Origin of the sequence: Glutamicibacter sp. V16R2B1, assembly GCF_005774635.1 — a bacterium.
Taxonomy (GTDB): domain Bacteria; phylum Actinomycetota; class Actinomycetes; order Actinomycetales; family Micrococcaceae; genus Glutamicibacter; species Glutamicibacter creatinolyticus.
Window position 1 is genome coordinate 265,428 of record NZ_VATX01000015.1, and the last position, 14,158, is coordinate 279,585.

15 protein-coding genes and 3 tRNA genes are annotated in these 14,158 nt (G+C 65.2%); 9 read left to right on the plus strand and 9 right to left on the minus strand.

Annotated elements, in window-relative coordinates:
• Positions 1-282: 282 nt before the first annotated feature.
• Positions 283-357, minus strand: a tRNA-Thr gene (locus tag FDN03_RS11275).
• Between the two features lie 502 nt (positions 358-859).
• Between FDN03_RS11275 and FDN03_RS11280 the strand changes: the two genes are divergently transcribed.
• Both FDN03_RS11280 and FDN03_RS11285 read left to right on the plus strand, forming a co-directional pair.
• A tRNA-Thr gene (locus FDN03_RS11280) sits at positions 860-931 on the plus strand.
• Between the two features lie 47 nt (positions 932-978).
• Positions 979-1,052 (plus strand) — tRNA-Met (locus FDN03_RS11285).
• A gap of 119 nt (positions 1,053-1,171) precedes the next feature.
• On the opposite strand, the gene FDN03_RS11290 is transcribed toward FDN03_RS11285, so the two are convergent.
• On the minus strand, positions 1,172-1,933 hold the full coding sequence (locus FDN03_RS11290; protein ID WP_138177591.1) for a GTP pyrophosphokinase family protein: 762 nt from the start codon (positions 1,931-1,933) through the stop codon (positions 1,172-1,174).
• Between the two features lie 347 nt (positions 1,934-2,280).
• On the opposite strand from FDN03_RS11290, the gene FDN03_RS11295 reads away from it, so the two are divergent.
• The 7 genes from FDN03_RS11295 (at position 2,281) to FDN03_RS11325 (ending at position 7,438) form a co-directional block, all read left to right on the plus strand.
• The gene (locus FDN03_RS11295) at positions 2,281-3,225 is read left to right on the plus strand and encodes a DUF2797 domain-containing protein (RefSeq protein WP_249354520.1); all 945 of its coding nucleotides are present in this window, start codon (positions 2,281-2,283) and stop codon (positions 3,223-3,225) included.
• A gap of 84 nt (positions 3,226-3,309) precedes the next feature.
• A complete protein-coding gene (locus tag FDN03_RS11300; protein WP_138177086.1) occupies positions 3,310-3,564 on the plus strand; it encodes a hypothetical protein in 255 nt (84 codons plus the stop codon).
• A gap of 57 nt (positions 3,565-3,621) precedes the next feature.
• Positions 3,622-4,068, plus strand: a complete 447-nt coding sequence (locus FDN03_RS11305) for a MaoC family dehydratase N-terminal domain-containing protein (protein WP_138177089.1) — start codon at positions 3,622-3,624, stop codon at positions 4,066-4,068.
• 3 nt (positions 4,069-4,071) lie between these two features.
• Entirely contained in the window at positions 4,072-4,512 is a 441-nt protein-coding gene (locus tag FDN03_RS11310) for a MaoC family dehydratase (protein ID WP_138177092.1), read from the plus strand.
• Between the two features lie 2 nt (positions 4,513-4,514).
• Entirely contained in the window at positions 4,515-5,720 is a 1,206-nt protein-coding gene (locus FDN03_RS11315) for an MFS transporter (RefSeq protein WP_249354522.1), read from the plus strand.
• Positions 5,721-5,728: 8 nt separating this feature from the next.
• Positions 5,729-6,808 (plus strand): UDP-N-acetylmuramate dehydrogenase, encoded by a 1,080-nt coding sequence (locus FDN03_RS11320; RefSeq protein WP_138177095.1) that lies wholly within the window; start codon positions 5,729-5,731, stop codon positions 6,806-6,808.
• 63 nt (positions 6,809-6,871) lie between these two features.
• Complete coding sequence (locus FDN03_RS11325; RefSeq protein ID WP_138177098.1) at positions 6,872-7,438, plus strand: AAA family ATPase; 567 nt, start codon at positions 6,872-6,874, stop codon at positions 7,436-7,438.
• A 133-nt stretch (positions 7,439-7,571) separates the two neighbouring features.
• Here the strand turns inward: FDN03_RS11325 and asd are convergent, their stop codons facing one another.
• The 7 genes from asd to FDN03_RS11360 form a co-directional block, all read right to left on the minus strand.
• Positions 7,572-8,690 carry an aspartate-semialdehyde dehydrogenase gene (asd, locus tag FDN03_RS11330; RefSeq protein WP_138177101.1) on the minus strand — a complete coding sequence of 373 codons (1,119 nt, stop codon included), beginning with the start codon at positions 8,688-8,690 and terminating at the stop codon, positions 7,572-7,574.
• Positions 8,691-8,784: 94 nt separating this feature from the next.
• Positions 8,785-9,009: an NF038396 family protein gene (locus FDN03_RS11335; RefSeq protein ID WP_054821454.1), complete on the minus strand. Its 225-nt coding sequence runs from the start codon at positions 9,007-9,009 to the stop codon at positions 8,785-8,787.
• Positions 9,006-9,572 carry a dihydrofolate reductase gene (locus tag FDN03_RS11340; RefSeq protein ID WP_138177105.1) on the minus strand — a complete coding sequence of 189 codons (567 nt, stop codon included), beginning with the start codon at positions 9,570-9,572 and terminating at the stop codon, positions 9,006-9,008. Before FDN03_RS11340 ends, FDN03_RS11335 begins: the two co-directional genes overlap by 4 nt.
• The gene (locus FDN03_RS11345) at positions 9,569-10,372 is read right to left on the minus strand and encodes a thymidylate synthase (RefSeq protein WP_138177108.1); all 804 of its coding nucleotides are present in this window, start codon (positions 10,370-10,372) and stop codon (positions 9,569-9,571) included. Before FDN03_RS11345 ends, FDN03_RS11340 begins: the two co-directional genes overlap by 4 nt.
• A gap of 80 nt (positions 10,373-10,452) precedes the next feature.
• Positions 10,453-10,782, minus strand: coding sequence for a GNAT family N-acetyltransferase (locus tag FDN03_RS11350; RefSeq protein ID WP_054821456.1), 330 nt, complete (start codon positions 10,780-10,782; stop codon positions 10,453-10,455).
• A 128-nt stretch (positions 10,783-10,910) separates the two neighbouring features.
• Complete coding sequence (locus tag FDN03_RS11355; RefSeq protein ID WP_138177111.1) at positions 10,911-11,876, minus strand: NUDIX domain-containing protein; 966 nt, start codon at positions 11,874-11,876, stop codon at positions 10,911-10,913.
• A gap of 41 nt (positions 11,877-11,917) precedes the next feature.
• Entirely contained in the window at positions 11,918-14,137 is a 2,220-nt protein-coding gene (locus tag FDN03_RS11360; protein WP_138177114.1) for an RNA degradosome polyphosphate kinase, read from the minus strand.
• Between the last annotated feature and the right edge of the window lie 21 nt (positions 14,138-14,158).

Below are 14,158 nucleotides of genomic sequence, written 5' to 3' on the forward strand. Positions count from 1 at the left end.
TGAACCGCCAGCCGCGGAAGGCGTGGATCCTGCCAGCTGCCCACTCCTGAAAGGCCTTCCACGGGTCTTTGCAGGGCTTTTGACGGGGTGCCGGAGCAACGGCAATGCGGATGATTGGTCGGGATGCTGCAGGGCATGCAGGGGCCCGGTGCGGCGACCTGGAAGCGGGGCAGTGCCGTCCGCGGCATCGGTGGGGCGAACACGGTTGGGAAATTGCGGGACTGCAGGTCCGTGGGGAAATGCAAAAGAGGATGGTTCGTGAATACGAACCATCCTCTTGACTGGAGCCCCCTGCCGGAATCGATCCGGCGACCTCGTTCTTACCAAGAACGCGCTCTACCACTGAGCTAAGGGGGCAACAGGTAAATACTTTACACATTCTGCGATACATTTCAAAATTCGTCGCCCGAAGTGCGATGGATCACGATTCCCCTACTCATTGTCGGGATTTAGGGGCGCTTCCAGCGGCCCCTCGGTGATGGAAGCAGGGTCTGTGGTCGCGGCCGATTCAGGGCCGTAGATGACAAGGTGCGGGCCCGTCCCGGAGTAGAGCCCTTTCGCGACGCGAGCCGCGCTGGTGAGATCCGGTGGGGCTTTTTCTTCCCAAAAGGGGCAGGGTGAATGCGCGGAGAGTTTCGCTAGGCCACGAGTGGGGGCTGCGGCGTTTCCACCGCCGACCTCAGCCGCGTCGTGAGTAGCGTCACTGTACTGGTTGTTGTGTCATCTGCACTTTCCGGCCTTGAATAGCTGCTTCCTGACCCGGCTTTGACTTGGCCTTTTGTGGATGGATCCGGACTTGTCTGGGTGCCGGCCGTGAATTTTTATTTGCGGCCGAATCCGTGTAGAGTATTTACTCGTTGCCCCCTTAGCTCAGTGGTAGAGCGCGTTCTTGGTAAGAACGAGGTCGCCGGATCGATTCCGGCAGGGGGCTCTGAGTGGGAAGTCTTCTTGGCTTCTACTGGATGACTTCTCACTTGTGGCGGTGTAGCTCAGCTGGTTAGAGCGCACGACTCATAATCGTGAGGTCGCGGGATCGAGTCCCGCCACCGCTACCCCAAGGAAAATGCCCCGGATTGCCGGGGCATTTTGCGTATCCGGGGCTTTTGGATCTACATCGGTGACGGGCCGCGCCAATATTCTTTGCCCGGCCCGTCATCAAGGTGTTCGCCGGTTAGCCCGCGGCGTCTCCAGCATCCGTGCGCAGATCCCGGGTGGTTCCCTGGATCAGGTCATTTTGCTGGGCGAGCTGCCACAGTTGCTCCCACAACCGCTGGTCTGCCGAGGGGTCGGGGGTGCCGGCCGCCGGACCGGCTGCCTCTCCGTGCACCTCGTCATAGAGGTGTTCCATGTGGCGGTCGAGGTGTTCGGCCGCGTTGGCGGCGGCGGTCAGGTTATCGAGCAGGTGCTCGGGAACCTCTCCCTCGTACTTGTAGAAGATCTTGTGTTCAAGGCTGGCCCAGAAATCCTGGGCAATGGTGCGGATCTGCACCTCAACGATGACCGGAACCGGCCCCTCGGAGAGGTAGACCGGCAGCTCAACAATCGCGTGCAGGCTCTTGTAGCCATTCGGCTTCGGGTTCTTGATGTAGTCCTTGATCGCCAAGACCCGCACATCGTGCTGCGAGGTGATCATATCCAGCACGTGATAGGTGTCCTTCAGGAAACTGCAGGTGATCCTGATGCCCGCAATATCGGTGATGTTGCGGCGAATCTCCTCCAGGGTCGGCGCGCAACCGCGGCGGACCACCTTCTCCAAGATCCCCTCAGGGCTTTTGACCCGGGACGTCACGTGCTCAATCGGGTTGTACTGGTGCAGGTGGATGAATTCCTCACGCAGAATCGACACCTTGGTCAACATCTCATCGACGCCGAAACGGTACTCCATCATGAACCGGGGCAGCTTCTGGCGCAGCGACTGCGCGAAGTCCAGCATCAGGCCCGGGGTGGGGTTCAAACCGGACGGAACCTGGGAGGTTTCCGTCGTGGCGATATCTTTTCCTGGCTTAATCGGTAGTCACCTCACGAGTGAGAAGGGCGGGTCGCTGGTGTCACGGTATTCGTGGACCCGTAGGAAGCATACGTCCTGTCTGGCAGACTATAGTCCGCGTCTTGGAATCCTATTAGAAACTCGGCGGGATCCAATGTGCTTCCCGGCCCCCAACCGGGCCGGGACCGTATGGTCTGGTTGCACTGATTCCGCTCAGCTCGGTGGTTGTCCGCTGGCAGGAGGCCGGGCGCATCGCCTACCGTGGAGTGGGTCCAAACGTGTGGAAGGAAGCAATGGCACTGGAACGCGACAGTCTCCGACTGTGCCACGGGATCAGCTTTTCCCGGCATGATCCGGCGCCCGTGCTGCGCCTACGCAAGGGCACCGAATGGATCAATGAACCGCTGGAGCTCGGTCGCACCATGGCCCTGGAGGTTGGCGTGCAACGCTGGTGCCTGGGTCACGTGCTGATGGACTCGGATGGAACCCGCCGGCACAATGTCTGTACCCATAGCAGGGTCATTGCCTCCGGGACCCAGTGCGCGACCTGCCGCAGGCTGGACCAGACCAAGTTCATGCACCATTTTCACAAGACCGGACAGGCCCCCGAAGGTCTGCGTCGTTACCTGGAGCAACCGCACTTGCTCTACATCGCCTCCTTCGCGGACGGAACCACCAAGGTGGGTACCGCCTCGGAGCAAAGCAAATGGTCCCGGCTGGCCACCCAGGGAGCGGTCACTGCCCGCTATGTCGCCCACGCTCCGGACGGTGCCGCCGTGCGGGTCCTGGAAGACCTGGTCACCGAGCAATGCGGAATCCGCCAACAGGTGCGGCAGAAGGCCAAGATCCGTGGGCTGGAGAGCTGGGACCACAATCTGGCCAGTCTCGAGGAACTGAACCGTGCTGCGGCCCGGGCAGTTCACCGGATGCTGGAATCACAGCGCGGCCTTGACCGCTATGGGATCACGCTGCTCGATGAACTCTTGCACCAGCCGACGTACGCCCAGCAGGTTCTAAACGCCTGGGATGCCCGCAGCATTCACCGCAAGGACCCCGCCATCCCGGGTGGTGAGGGGATCTCGCTGCGCATCCACGGGGTGCTGGGCCAAACCCTGATGATCGACACCGGGGAGCATACCGAACTGGTGCTGCTGGATCTGGCAGAGCTGAAAACCCGCGCGCTGGTGCTGCGCCAGGCGCACTTCGTTGACCACGGGGGACAAGCCAGCCTGTTCTGAACCGGCAACGGCTTGCTGAGTTCGTGGCCCGATACTCACACATCAATCCCGGCCCGCCAAGGGCTCTGAACTAGACTGGAAGTCATGACCAACACTCCCTGGGAATCGGCCTCAACGCGCTACAAGAAATTCGTGTTCTCCGCGTTGGCGCTCATGGGCGGCGGCATCATCCTGGCCATTGTCGGCATCAACCTGCCCTCACGGCCCCTGCTGTTCTTTGCCATCGGGATGATGGCCGTGGGCATGTGCCTGCACATCGGTTCACTGGTCGTCCGCTCACGCGACGTGCGGGCCTGGCGCATCGCCAACGGCCTGCAAAGCCCGAAGAAGAAAAAATAGTCCGCACCGTTCTGAAAACCGGACCCCAAAATCTCCCACGCCAATCAAGGAGCTTTGATGAGCATCAACCCCGACCTGGTCGGACGCGTCTACCCGCCGGATGAGCCCTATCAGGTGGGCCGCGAAAAGATCCGTGAGTTCGCCGCGGCCACCAAGGCCAGCCACCGCGCCCACTACGACCTGCAGGCGGCCAAGGAACTGGGCCACCGGGACCTGGTGGCCCCACCGACCTTCGCCATCATCATCGCGCAGCGGGCCGACGCGCGCCTGATCACCGACCCGGAATCCGGTATTGATTTCTCCCGTGTCGTGCACGCCGACCAGCGTTTCACCCACCACCGGCCGATCATTGCCGGGGATGAGCTGGTGGCCGAGCTGCACGTGGACCAGGTGCGCAGCATGGGGGCCGGTGCGATGATCACCTCCCGTGCCGAGATCTCCACCGTGGACGGGCAGAAGGTGGCCACCACCGTTTCATCCCTGCTGGTGCGGGGCGAGGAGTAGACCATGATTGATTTTGACACCCTGGAAAAGGGACAGCTGATCGGGGCAACGACGCTGCACGTGAACCGGGCCGACCTGGTGCGCTACGCCGGCGCCTCGGGCGACTTCAACCCGATTCACTGGAATGAGCGCTTCGCCACCGAGGTGGAGCTTCCCAACGTGATTGCCCACGGCATGTTCACCATGGGCGCGGCCGTGGACGTGGTCAGCGCCTGGGTGGGGGACCCCAGTGCGGTCATTGACTACCAAACCCGCTTCACCAAGCCGGTCGTGGTGCAGGACCCGGCCGGCACGAACCCGGCCGAGCACCCCGGCACCGCCATCACGGTGGAGGGCAAGGTCGGGGCGCTGGACGCCGAGGCCCGCACCGCCCGCATCGACCTGACGGTCAGCGTGGACGGCACCAAGGTGCTGGTCAAGTCCCAGGCCGTGGTGCAGCTCTGAGTTTGCAGCCCGCCCCGCAGGCCGTGGCCTGGCGCAACGCCCTGATGGCCGCGTTCCTGGCCAGCGGCCTGCTGCTGGCCACCCTGGTGGCGCGGCTGCCCTCGCTGCGTGATGAGCTGCAACTGGACCACGCCAGCGTAGGACTGCTGCTGCTGTGCCTGAGCGCCGGCTCCTTCCTGTCCGTCAGCCTCTCCGGGCATCTGGTCTCCCGGCTGGGCGCGGCGAACGTGATGCGACTGTGCGCCGTGCTGGCCGGAACCTCCCTGGCCCTGGTGGGCATCAGCGCGGTGCTCTGGCACCTGCCCTGGTTGACCGGGATCTTCCTGTTCACCCAGGGGCTGGGGATTGCCAGTTGGAACGTGGCCTCCAACGTGCAGGGCGCGGCCATGGAACGCAGTCTGGGCCGGGTGGTGATGTCCATGCTGCACGGCTTCTTCTCGATCGGCACGGTGCTCGGCGCCGGCATCGGGGCGGCGGCCGCCGCACTGCAGATCACCATTGCGGCGCATTATGCCGTGATGGGGGTGCTGATCGGAGTGATCGTGCTTCTCGGTTCCCGGTACTTCGGGCCGGACAACAGCCGGGCGGCCCACGGCAGCGGGCAGGGTTCGCTGGGCCGGGCCTGGCGCGAACCGCAGACCATCCTGCTGGGCGTGCTGGTGCTGGGCATGGCCCTGGCCGAGGGGGCCGCGGGGGACTGGGTGGCCCTGGCGCTCGCCGACGGGTACGGCACCACCGAATCCACCGGGGCCCTGGGCTACGCCGTGTTCGTCACGGCGATGACCGCGATGCGGCTGCTGGGCGGGGACCTGATCCTGCGCTTTGGGCGGGTGGTGATGATCCGCGTCAGCGCGGTGCTGGCGCTGATTGGGCTGCTGCTGTTCAGCACCGGCCAGTCGCTGCCGGTGGCGTTCGCCGCCCTGGGATTGTGGGGGATCGGTGTGGCGTTGACCTTCCCGCTGGCCATGAGCGCGGCCTCGGATGACCCGCTGCATGCCGCGGCCCGGGTATCGGTGGTCTCCACCATCGGCTACGGCGCGTTCCTCGGTGGCCCGCCGTTGCTGGGCCTGCTGGCCAACCAGATCGGGCTATTGCCGGCCTTGAGCAGCATTTCACTGCTGGTTGTGCTGGCCCTGGTCCTCTCCTCCAACGCCGCCGGATATCCTAAAGACACCGGCGACAGTGAACAATCGATGCAGGGAAAGTGAAACGCTGAATGCTTAAGCACCTGACAACCACCGCCGTGGGCGGCCCGGCCGGGAAACTGGTGGAGGCCCACCACGAAGCCGACCTGGTCCAGGCCCTGGCCGAAGCCGACGCCCAAGGCATCCCGGTGCTGCTGGTCGCCGGCGGATCCAACCTGGTGATCAGCGACGAAGGCTTTGCCGGCACGGTCATCCGGATCGCCACCAAGGGCACCAATGTCCAGGAAATCTCCACCGACACCGCACGGCTGACCGTGGCCGCCGGGGAAAACTGGGACGCGGTGGTGGCCCACAGCCTGCATGCCGGGCTCAGCGGCCTTGAGGCCCTGTCCGGGATCCCGGGCAGCAGCGGGGCCACCCCGGTGCAGAACGTGGGCGCCTACGGTGCGGATGTCTCCCAGACGCTGGAAAACGTGCGCGTCTTTGACCGTGAACAGGGCAAGATCATCACGCTGAGCAACGCGGAGCTGCAGTTCGCCTACCGTGATTCGCTGATCAAGCGCACCATCGTGGACGGCTCTCCACGCTACGTGGTCCTGCGGGTCAGCTTCCTGCTGCCGTACAGTGCCGAATCATCCCCGGTGCGCTATGCCGAACTGGCCCGGCGCCTGGAGGTGGAGGTGGGGGAGCGCGCCTCGGCCGCCGAGGTGCGCCGCACCGTGCTGGAACTGCGCCGCGGCAAGGGAATGGTCTACGACCCGGCGGACCTGGATTCCCATTCCACCGGTTCGTTCTTCACCAACCCCATCGTGGACGAGCACGTGCTGCAGCACCTGCCGCAGAACGCCCCGCACTACCCGGTGGCCGAGCCGGGCAAGGTCAAGCTCTCGGCGGCATGGCTGATCGACCAGGCCGGCTTTTCCAAGGGCTACGGGCTGGAGCACACCTCGGGCTACCTGGTGGCCGGAGGCCGGGCCGCCCTGTCCACCAAGCACACGCTGGCCATCACCAACCGGGGGGAGGCCAGTGCGCAGGACGTGCTGGCCATCGCGCGCACCATCCGCCGCGGGGTCGCGGAGAAGTTCGGCATCACACTGGTCAACGAGCCGCTGCTGATCGGGCTGAGCCTGGACGAACAGGTGGCCCTGTAGCCTCCCGGCAGGCAACCACAGGCCGCGCCCCGACGCGGTCATCGACTAAGGAGAGCTGGTCGCGTGCACACAGTGAACGACCCCATTACCTGGCACCCGCAGCGCCTCACCGTGGCCGGGGTCAGCGGTGCCGGGAAAACCACGCTGTGTGACCAGCTCGCCGGGCTGCTGAACTACCCTCGGGTGGAAATCGACAGCCTGCACCATGGCCCGCAGTGGACCCCACGGCCCGCCTTCGTCCAGGACGTCAAGGACTTCATCGCCGGTCCCCGGTGGGTCATCGAGCTGCAGTACCGGCAGGTTCGCCCGCTGATCGCGGCGCGGGCCGACACGCTGCTTTGGCTGGACTACCCCACCCCAATCACCATGGCCCGGCTGATTGCCCGCACAGTCCGGCGCCGGCGGCGGGGTGAGGAGCTGTGGAACGGGAACTACGAGCCTGCGCTGCACACCTTCTTCACCGACAAGGAACACATCATCCGCTGGGGCTGGAACACCCGCAACCAGCTCAAACCGGTCATTCCGACCCTGGAGGCCCGTTTCCCGGGGCTGCATGTTGTGCACCTGCAGCATCCACGGCAGACCGAGCGCTGGGTCCAGCAGCTGCGCGAACAGCGCCGGCTGCGCTGACCGGCGGCGCGCGGCCCCTGCCCGGATCCGTACAGCGGTACACGGGTCAAGAGATCGGGGCGGGCGGCATAAAGCGGCGGCGGCCGCCGAAGACTATTCTTCGGTGGCCGCCGCCGGTTAGTCAGGGTGGTGGCTACAGCCGGCCCTGCGCGATCGCCAGCATGCGGCGCAGCGGCTCGGCCGCACCCCACAGCAGCTGGTCGCCCACGGTGAACGCGGAAATGTACTTCGGGCCCATCTCCAGCTTGCGGATGCGGCCCACCGGGATATCCAGGGTGCCGGAGGCCGCGACCGGAGTCAGCTGGCTCATGGTCGCCTCCTTCTGGTTGGGAACCACCTTGGCCCACTGGTTGTCCCCGTCAAGCAGGTTCTCGATTTCGCTGATGGACAGGTCTTCCTTCAGCTTCAGGGTCAAGGCCTGCGAGTGCGAGCGCATGGCGCCGATGCGCACGCACAACCCGTCCATGATGATGTGGCTGTCCCCGGAGGTCTGCAGGATCTTGTTCGTCTCCACCCCGGCCTTCCACTCCTCGCGCGACTGACCGTTGCCCAGGTCCGCGTCAATCCAGGGAATCAGCGAACCGCCCAGCGGCACGCCGAACTGTGCCGCATCCAGGGATTCACGCTGGGTGGTCAGCACCTGGCGGTCGATTTCCAGGATGGCGCTGGCCGGGTCGGCCAGCTCGGCGTGAACCGAGGAGTTGATGTCCCCGAACTGGGTGAGCAGTTCGCGCATGTGCCGGGCGCCGCCGCCGGAGGCCGCCTGGTAGGTCATGGCCGTGCCCCACTCGACCAGGTTGTTGCGGAACAACCCGCCCAGGCCCATCAGCATGCAGGAGACGGTGCAGTTGCCGCCCACGAAGTCCTTGGTGCCCGCGGCCAGGGAAGCGTCAATGACATTGCGGTTGACCGGGTCCAGCACGATCACCGAGTCGTCGTTCATCCGCAGCGCGCTGGCCGCGTCGATCCACAGCCCGTCCCAGCCGGCGGCACGCAGTTGCGGATGAACGATGTTGGTGTAGTCCCCGCCCTGGGCGGTGACGATAATCGGCAGCTTGGCCAGGGCCTGGATGTCATAGGCGTCCTGGAGCTTGTCTGCGCCGGACGCAAAATCCGGTGCGTTGCCGCCGGGGTTCGAGGTGGAAAAGAACACCGGATCCAGGTTGGCGAAGTCGCCCTCCTCAACCATGCGCTGCATCAGCACGGAGCCGACCATGCCACGGTAACCAACAAAACCAACAGAAGAAGTCATGAATCCATGGTAGGGGTTTTGTCTTCGCCTGCCGCGATTCGTTACGGATATAACAACGCCGGCGCACCCTGGGGTGCGCCGGCGGATCAGCGGGTTATTCGGCCATCAGCCGCTTGCGGTTGGTGATCGCCCAGTAGGCCCCGAAAATGAAGAGCTGTGTGGGCACCAGCAGCAGGATCACACCGAAAATCCGGTGCCCGCCCAGCACCAGGAAGAAGCCGAGCACGGCCACCACCAGGGCCAGCAGCGGGAAAAGCATGTAGCCGATGATGAACAGGCCCTCGGGGCTCTTCTTCAGCGCGGCCAGGGATTCTTTCACTTGGTCAAGTCCTTCGTTCGTTGCCAGGATTCGAAACGGTACCCGGTGTTGGTCTTGGAGGTGTGCCAGCCCTCGGCCGGATCGCTGAGGCTGCACGTGAACTGCGCCCCCAGCTCAGGGGCCCGGGTATCCCCGTCGAGGTTCAGGTCCAGCACGGTGATGATGGCGGTGTCGATCAGGTGCAGCGATTCGGCGTACACCTTGCCGCCGCCGATGATCCAGATTTCCTCACTGCCTGCCGCGCGCTCGGCCAGTTCCAGGGCCTGCTCCAGGCTGGAGGCCGGCTGGGCCCCGGCGGCGCGCAGCCTGTCATGGGCTGGCGCATCGGAGGTGAGCACGATGTTCGTGCGCCCGGGCAGGGGACGGAACTTTTCCGGGAAGGACTCCCAGGTCCGCCGGCCCATGATCACCGGGTGTCCTTCGGTGATGCGCTTGAAGTGAGCCAGGTCCTCGGGAACCTGCCAGGGCATGGTGCCCGCATCCCCGATGACCCCGTCGGTGGTTTGCGCCCAGATGGCCCCGACCATCCGCTGTTCGGTGCCGCTACGGTGGGTCGGGCTCATACGGCCACGCTGCCCTTGATGGTGGGGTGGTGCTGGTAGTTGTCCACGATGAAGTCCTCCAGCGTGTAGTCGAAGATCGAGTCCGGGGTGCGTGCGAAGCGCAGCTGCGGGTACGGGTAGGGGGTCCGGCCCAGCTGCTCACGCACCTGGTCCAGGTGGTTTGAGTAGATGTGCACATCCCCGCCGGTCCAGATGAATTCGCCGGGCTGCAGGCCCAGCTGCTGGGCCAGCATCAGGGTCAGCAGCGAGTAGGAGGCGATGTTGAACGGCACCCCCAGGAACATGTCGGCGCTGCGCTGATAGAGCTGGCAGGACAGTTTTCCGTCCGCCACATAGAACTGGAAGAACATGTGGCACGGGGGCAGCGCCATGTTGGAGATCTCGGCGACATTCCAGGCCGAGACGATGTGCCGACGCGAATCCGGGTTCTGGCTCAGCGACTGGACAACCTGGCTGATCTGGTCGATGTGCCCGCCGTCCGGGGTGGGCCAGGAACGCCACTGCACCCCGTACACGGGGCCGAGTTCACCGTCCTGGTCGGCCCACTCGTTCCAGATGCGCACCCCCTGCTCCTGCAGCCAGGAAATGTTCGAGTCCCCGCGCAGGAACCACAGCAGCTCGGCGGCCACGGACTTGAAGTGCACCCGCTTGGTGGTGATCAGCGGGAAGGATTCGGACAAGTCGAAGCGGATCTGGCGCCCAAAGACGGACAGCGTGCCGGTGCCGGTGCGGTCTTCCTTGTGGGTGCCGTTTTCCAGCACTTCGCGCAGCAGATCTTCATAGGGGGTTGGGATGCTCACCCGATCAAGTCTAGGCGCAGCGCCAAGGCCACGTACAGCGCGGGCCGGCGCGACCTTGCTGACATCCTCACACGAACGGTCTACTGGCGGATGAGCATGTCCTGGTATTCCGGGTAGCGCTTGAGGTAGTCATCCACGTAGGTGCACTCGGAGATGATCTTCGCCCCCTCCTGGCGCAGCTGATCCAGCACCAGGGTCACCAGCGCCCGCGCGTAGCCGCGGCGGCCGAATTCCTCATTGACGATGGTGTGCTGCAAGGTCACCACGTCCCCGTCGCGGTGGTAGCCGATGAACCCCACATAGGTCGAACCGTGCCACAGCGAATAGCGTCCCCGGCCCGGCTCGTGATCCAGGCGCAATCCCTGGTGGACGATCTTTGCAAGCGGTTGCGCGGAATCCTGTGATGACATGGCACTCCTCTTTCCCATGGTGAGTTATCCCACTGTTCTCCTAGCCTAGTACGCGCCGCGAACACAGTCCAAGACCGCGCAGCGGGCCAGCGTGCAGGCCAGGGCGGGAAGCGGGCCAGGGTGTGCCGCTAATCCGAGTACGGGGCGTGGATCTCAATGGAGACAATGCGTTCATGCGCCCCCACCGGCTGCTGCAGCACGATCATGCCCCCGGGCTGCAGGTAGGGGTCGGCCGTGGGCAGCAGCTTGCGCACCGCCTGGGAGGAGCGTGCGGAGAGCAGCGGCAGGATCAGCGGCAGGACCGGGCGGTGGGTGCACAGCACCTGGGAGCGGACCTTATCCAGCAGCTTGGTCAGTGACTTGACCGTCTTTTCCGGTTTGCGCTGGGCGGCATGCTCCGTCATGGAGTTCACCAGCTTCGGCTTGATCTGGTGCTCGGTCACATAGGGGGTGATGGACTGCACGCAGCGCACCCAGGGGCTGGTGGCCACGTGCTGGGGCTTCCAGCAGTTCAGCAGCCGGGCCAGGGCCTGGGCCTGGCGCCGTCCGGTGGCGGCCAGCGGGCGTTGGCCCTCCTCGCGGGTCCAGTTCGCCCGCGGCTTGGCCTTGGCGTGGCGGACCAGCATGAAGGCCCGGGTATCCAGCCGTCCGGCCAGGTGCGCCTCGATCAGGTCATCGAGCGGGGCCGCGTCGCTGGGGTTGGTCAGCATGGACTTGGCCTGCTTGGCCCCCACCCAGCGGGCCTCGTCCGCCTCGTCCCCGTCCACGGTGGGCTCATCCCCGTTGGCCAGGGCCGCCGCCCAGTAGTAGACGACCTTGGCCTTCTGGTTCACGGTGTAGGCGGTGGCCTCCAGCGGGATGCCCAGCTGCACCTGCAGGCCCACTTCCTCCCCGACCTCGCGCACCGCGCATTCGGGGATGGATTCCCCGTCATCGAGCTTGCCCTTGGGCCAGGACCAGTCGTCGTAGCGGGGCCGGTGAATGATCAGGACCTGCAGTTCGTCGTTCAGCACACGCCACGGGATGGCCCCGGCGGCGATGACGTCAAATTCTCCCAGCAGGATTTCCTCGGGATCCGAGGACCGTTGAATCATGAGCACGGTGTTAGTCGATCCTTTGATCTGATTGGCTGCCACTAGTTTCCGCGACCCGGGTTGCGCCGGCGCGAGTGGGTCTCGATCAGCCATGATTGCACATCCAGCAACGGCTGGCCGTCCGCGTCACGGTGGTGTCGCTCCCAGTCCCCGTCCGCCAGCAGGTGCCAGGACGAGGTCTGCTCATCCAGGTAGCGGTCCAGGATGGCGATCAGGTTGGCGATGTCCTCCGGTTCGGCCAGTGACACCAGCGCCTCCACCCGGCGGTCCAGGTTGCGGTGCATCATGTCCGCCGAACCGATGTAGACCACCGGGTCCCCGTCGTTGGCGAACATGAACACGCGGCTGTGCTCCAGGAACCGGCCCAGGATCGAGCGCACCCGGATGTTCTCGCTCAGCCCCGGGACCCCGGGACGCAGCGCACAGATCCCGCGCACGATCACATCGACCTTCACCCCGGCCTGGCTGGCCCGGTACAGGGCGTCGATGATGGTCTCGTCGACCATCGAGTTGACCTTGATCACCACCCGGGAGTCGATGCCGGCCTGCGCGTTGGCGATCTCCTGCTCAATGCGCTGCACCAGCCCCCAGCGCAGCGAGCGCGGGGCGACCAGCAGACGCTGGTAGGTGGAGCGCGGGGCGTAGCCCGAGAGCTGGTTGAACAGTTTGGAGACATCCTCGCCCACGGTGTCATCGCAGGTGAGCAAGCCCAGGTCCTCGTAGTAGCGGGCGGTGCGCGGGTGGTAGTTGCCGGTGCCGATGTGGCAGTAGCGCCGCAGCTTGTCGCCCTCGCGGCGCACCACCAGGGACAGCTTGGAGTGGGTCTTGAGCCCCACGATGCCGTACACCACGTGCACCCCGGCCTGCTCCAGCTTCCGCGCCCAGGTGATGTTGGCCTGCTCATCGAAGCGGGCCTTGATCTCCACCAGCGCCAGCACCTGCTTGCCGGCCTCGGCCGCGTCGATCAGCGCGTCCACGATCGGCGAGTCCCCGCTGGTGCGGTACAGCGTCTGCTTGATGGCCATGACCTTCGGGTCCGCGGCCGCCTGCTCCAAAAAGGCCTGCACGGAGGTGGAGAACGAGTCATAGGGGTGGTGCAGCAGGATGTCGCGCCGGCGCACCGCGGCGAAGACGTTGGCCGCCTTGGAGGTTTCCGAGACGTTCAGCAGGCTGGAGGTGTGCCCCACATGCTTCGGGTAGTGCAGTTCGGTGCGGTCCAGCCCGGCAATGACGCCCAGCCCCCGCAAATCCAGCGGCGTGGGCAGCTTGAACACCTCATCGTCCTCGATGCCCAGTTCGCGCACCAGCAGTTCCAGGATCTGCGGGTTGATGTCATCGGCGACCTCCAGGCGCACCGGCGGGCCGAAGCGGCGGCGCAGCAGCTCCTTCTCCAGGGCCTGGAGCAGGTTCTCCGCGTCGTCCTCTTCCACCTCCAGGTCCTCATTGCGGGTGATGCGGAAGAAGTGGTGCTCGACAATGTCCATGCCGGGGAACAGCTGGTCCAGGTGCTCGGCAATGACATCTTCCAGGGCAATGAACCGGGCCTGGCTGTGCGAGGAGTGGGCCGCGCGCAGCCCGTCGACGGAAATCAGGCGCATGATGGTGTCCGGCACCTTCAAGCGGGCGAACAGGTCCTTCTGGGTTTGCGGGTTGCGCACCACCACGGCCATGTTCAGCGACAGCCCGGAAATGTAGGGGAACGGGTGGGCGGGGTCCACCGCCAGCGGGGTGAGCACCGGGAAGACCTGCTTGATGAACCACTGGGACAGCTCGTCGCGTTCCTTCGGGCTCAAGTCCTTCCACCCGACCAGGGCAATGCCCTCTTCCTGCAGCTTTGGACGCACCGAATCGGCGAACACCTTCGCGTGGCGCAGCTGCAGCTTGTACGCGTTGGCCAGGATCAGTTCCAGCTGGTCCACCGGGTTCATCCCGGTGGCGGCCGGCACCGCCAGGCCGGTGGCGATGCGGCGCTTGAGCCCGGCCACCCGCACCATGAAGAACTCATCGAGGTTCGAGGTGAAGATGGACAGGAAGTTCACCCGCTCCAGCAGCGGCAGATCCTCGTCCTCGGCCAGTTCCAGCACCCGGGCGTTGAAGTCCAACCAGCTGATCTCCCGGTCCAGGAAGCGCTCGGCGGAGAAACCGCCTATGGGCAGCGTGGCGGCCGGGGCAATGTCCGGCAAGCCGATCCGGTCCACGGTGGCCTCCGAGGAAGGCACATCCTTGAGTTTGCTGGTTGGTGGGAGCACGGGTTTGGTCATCAGCTGATCTCGCTTCCTGGC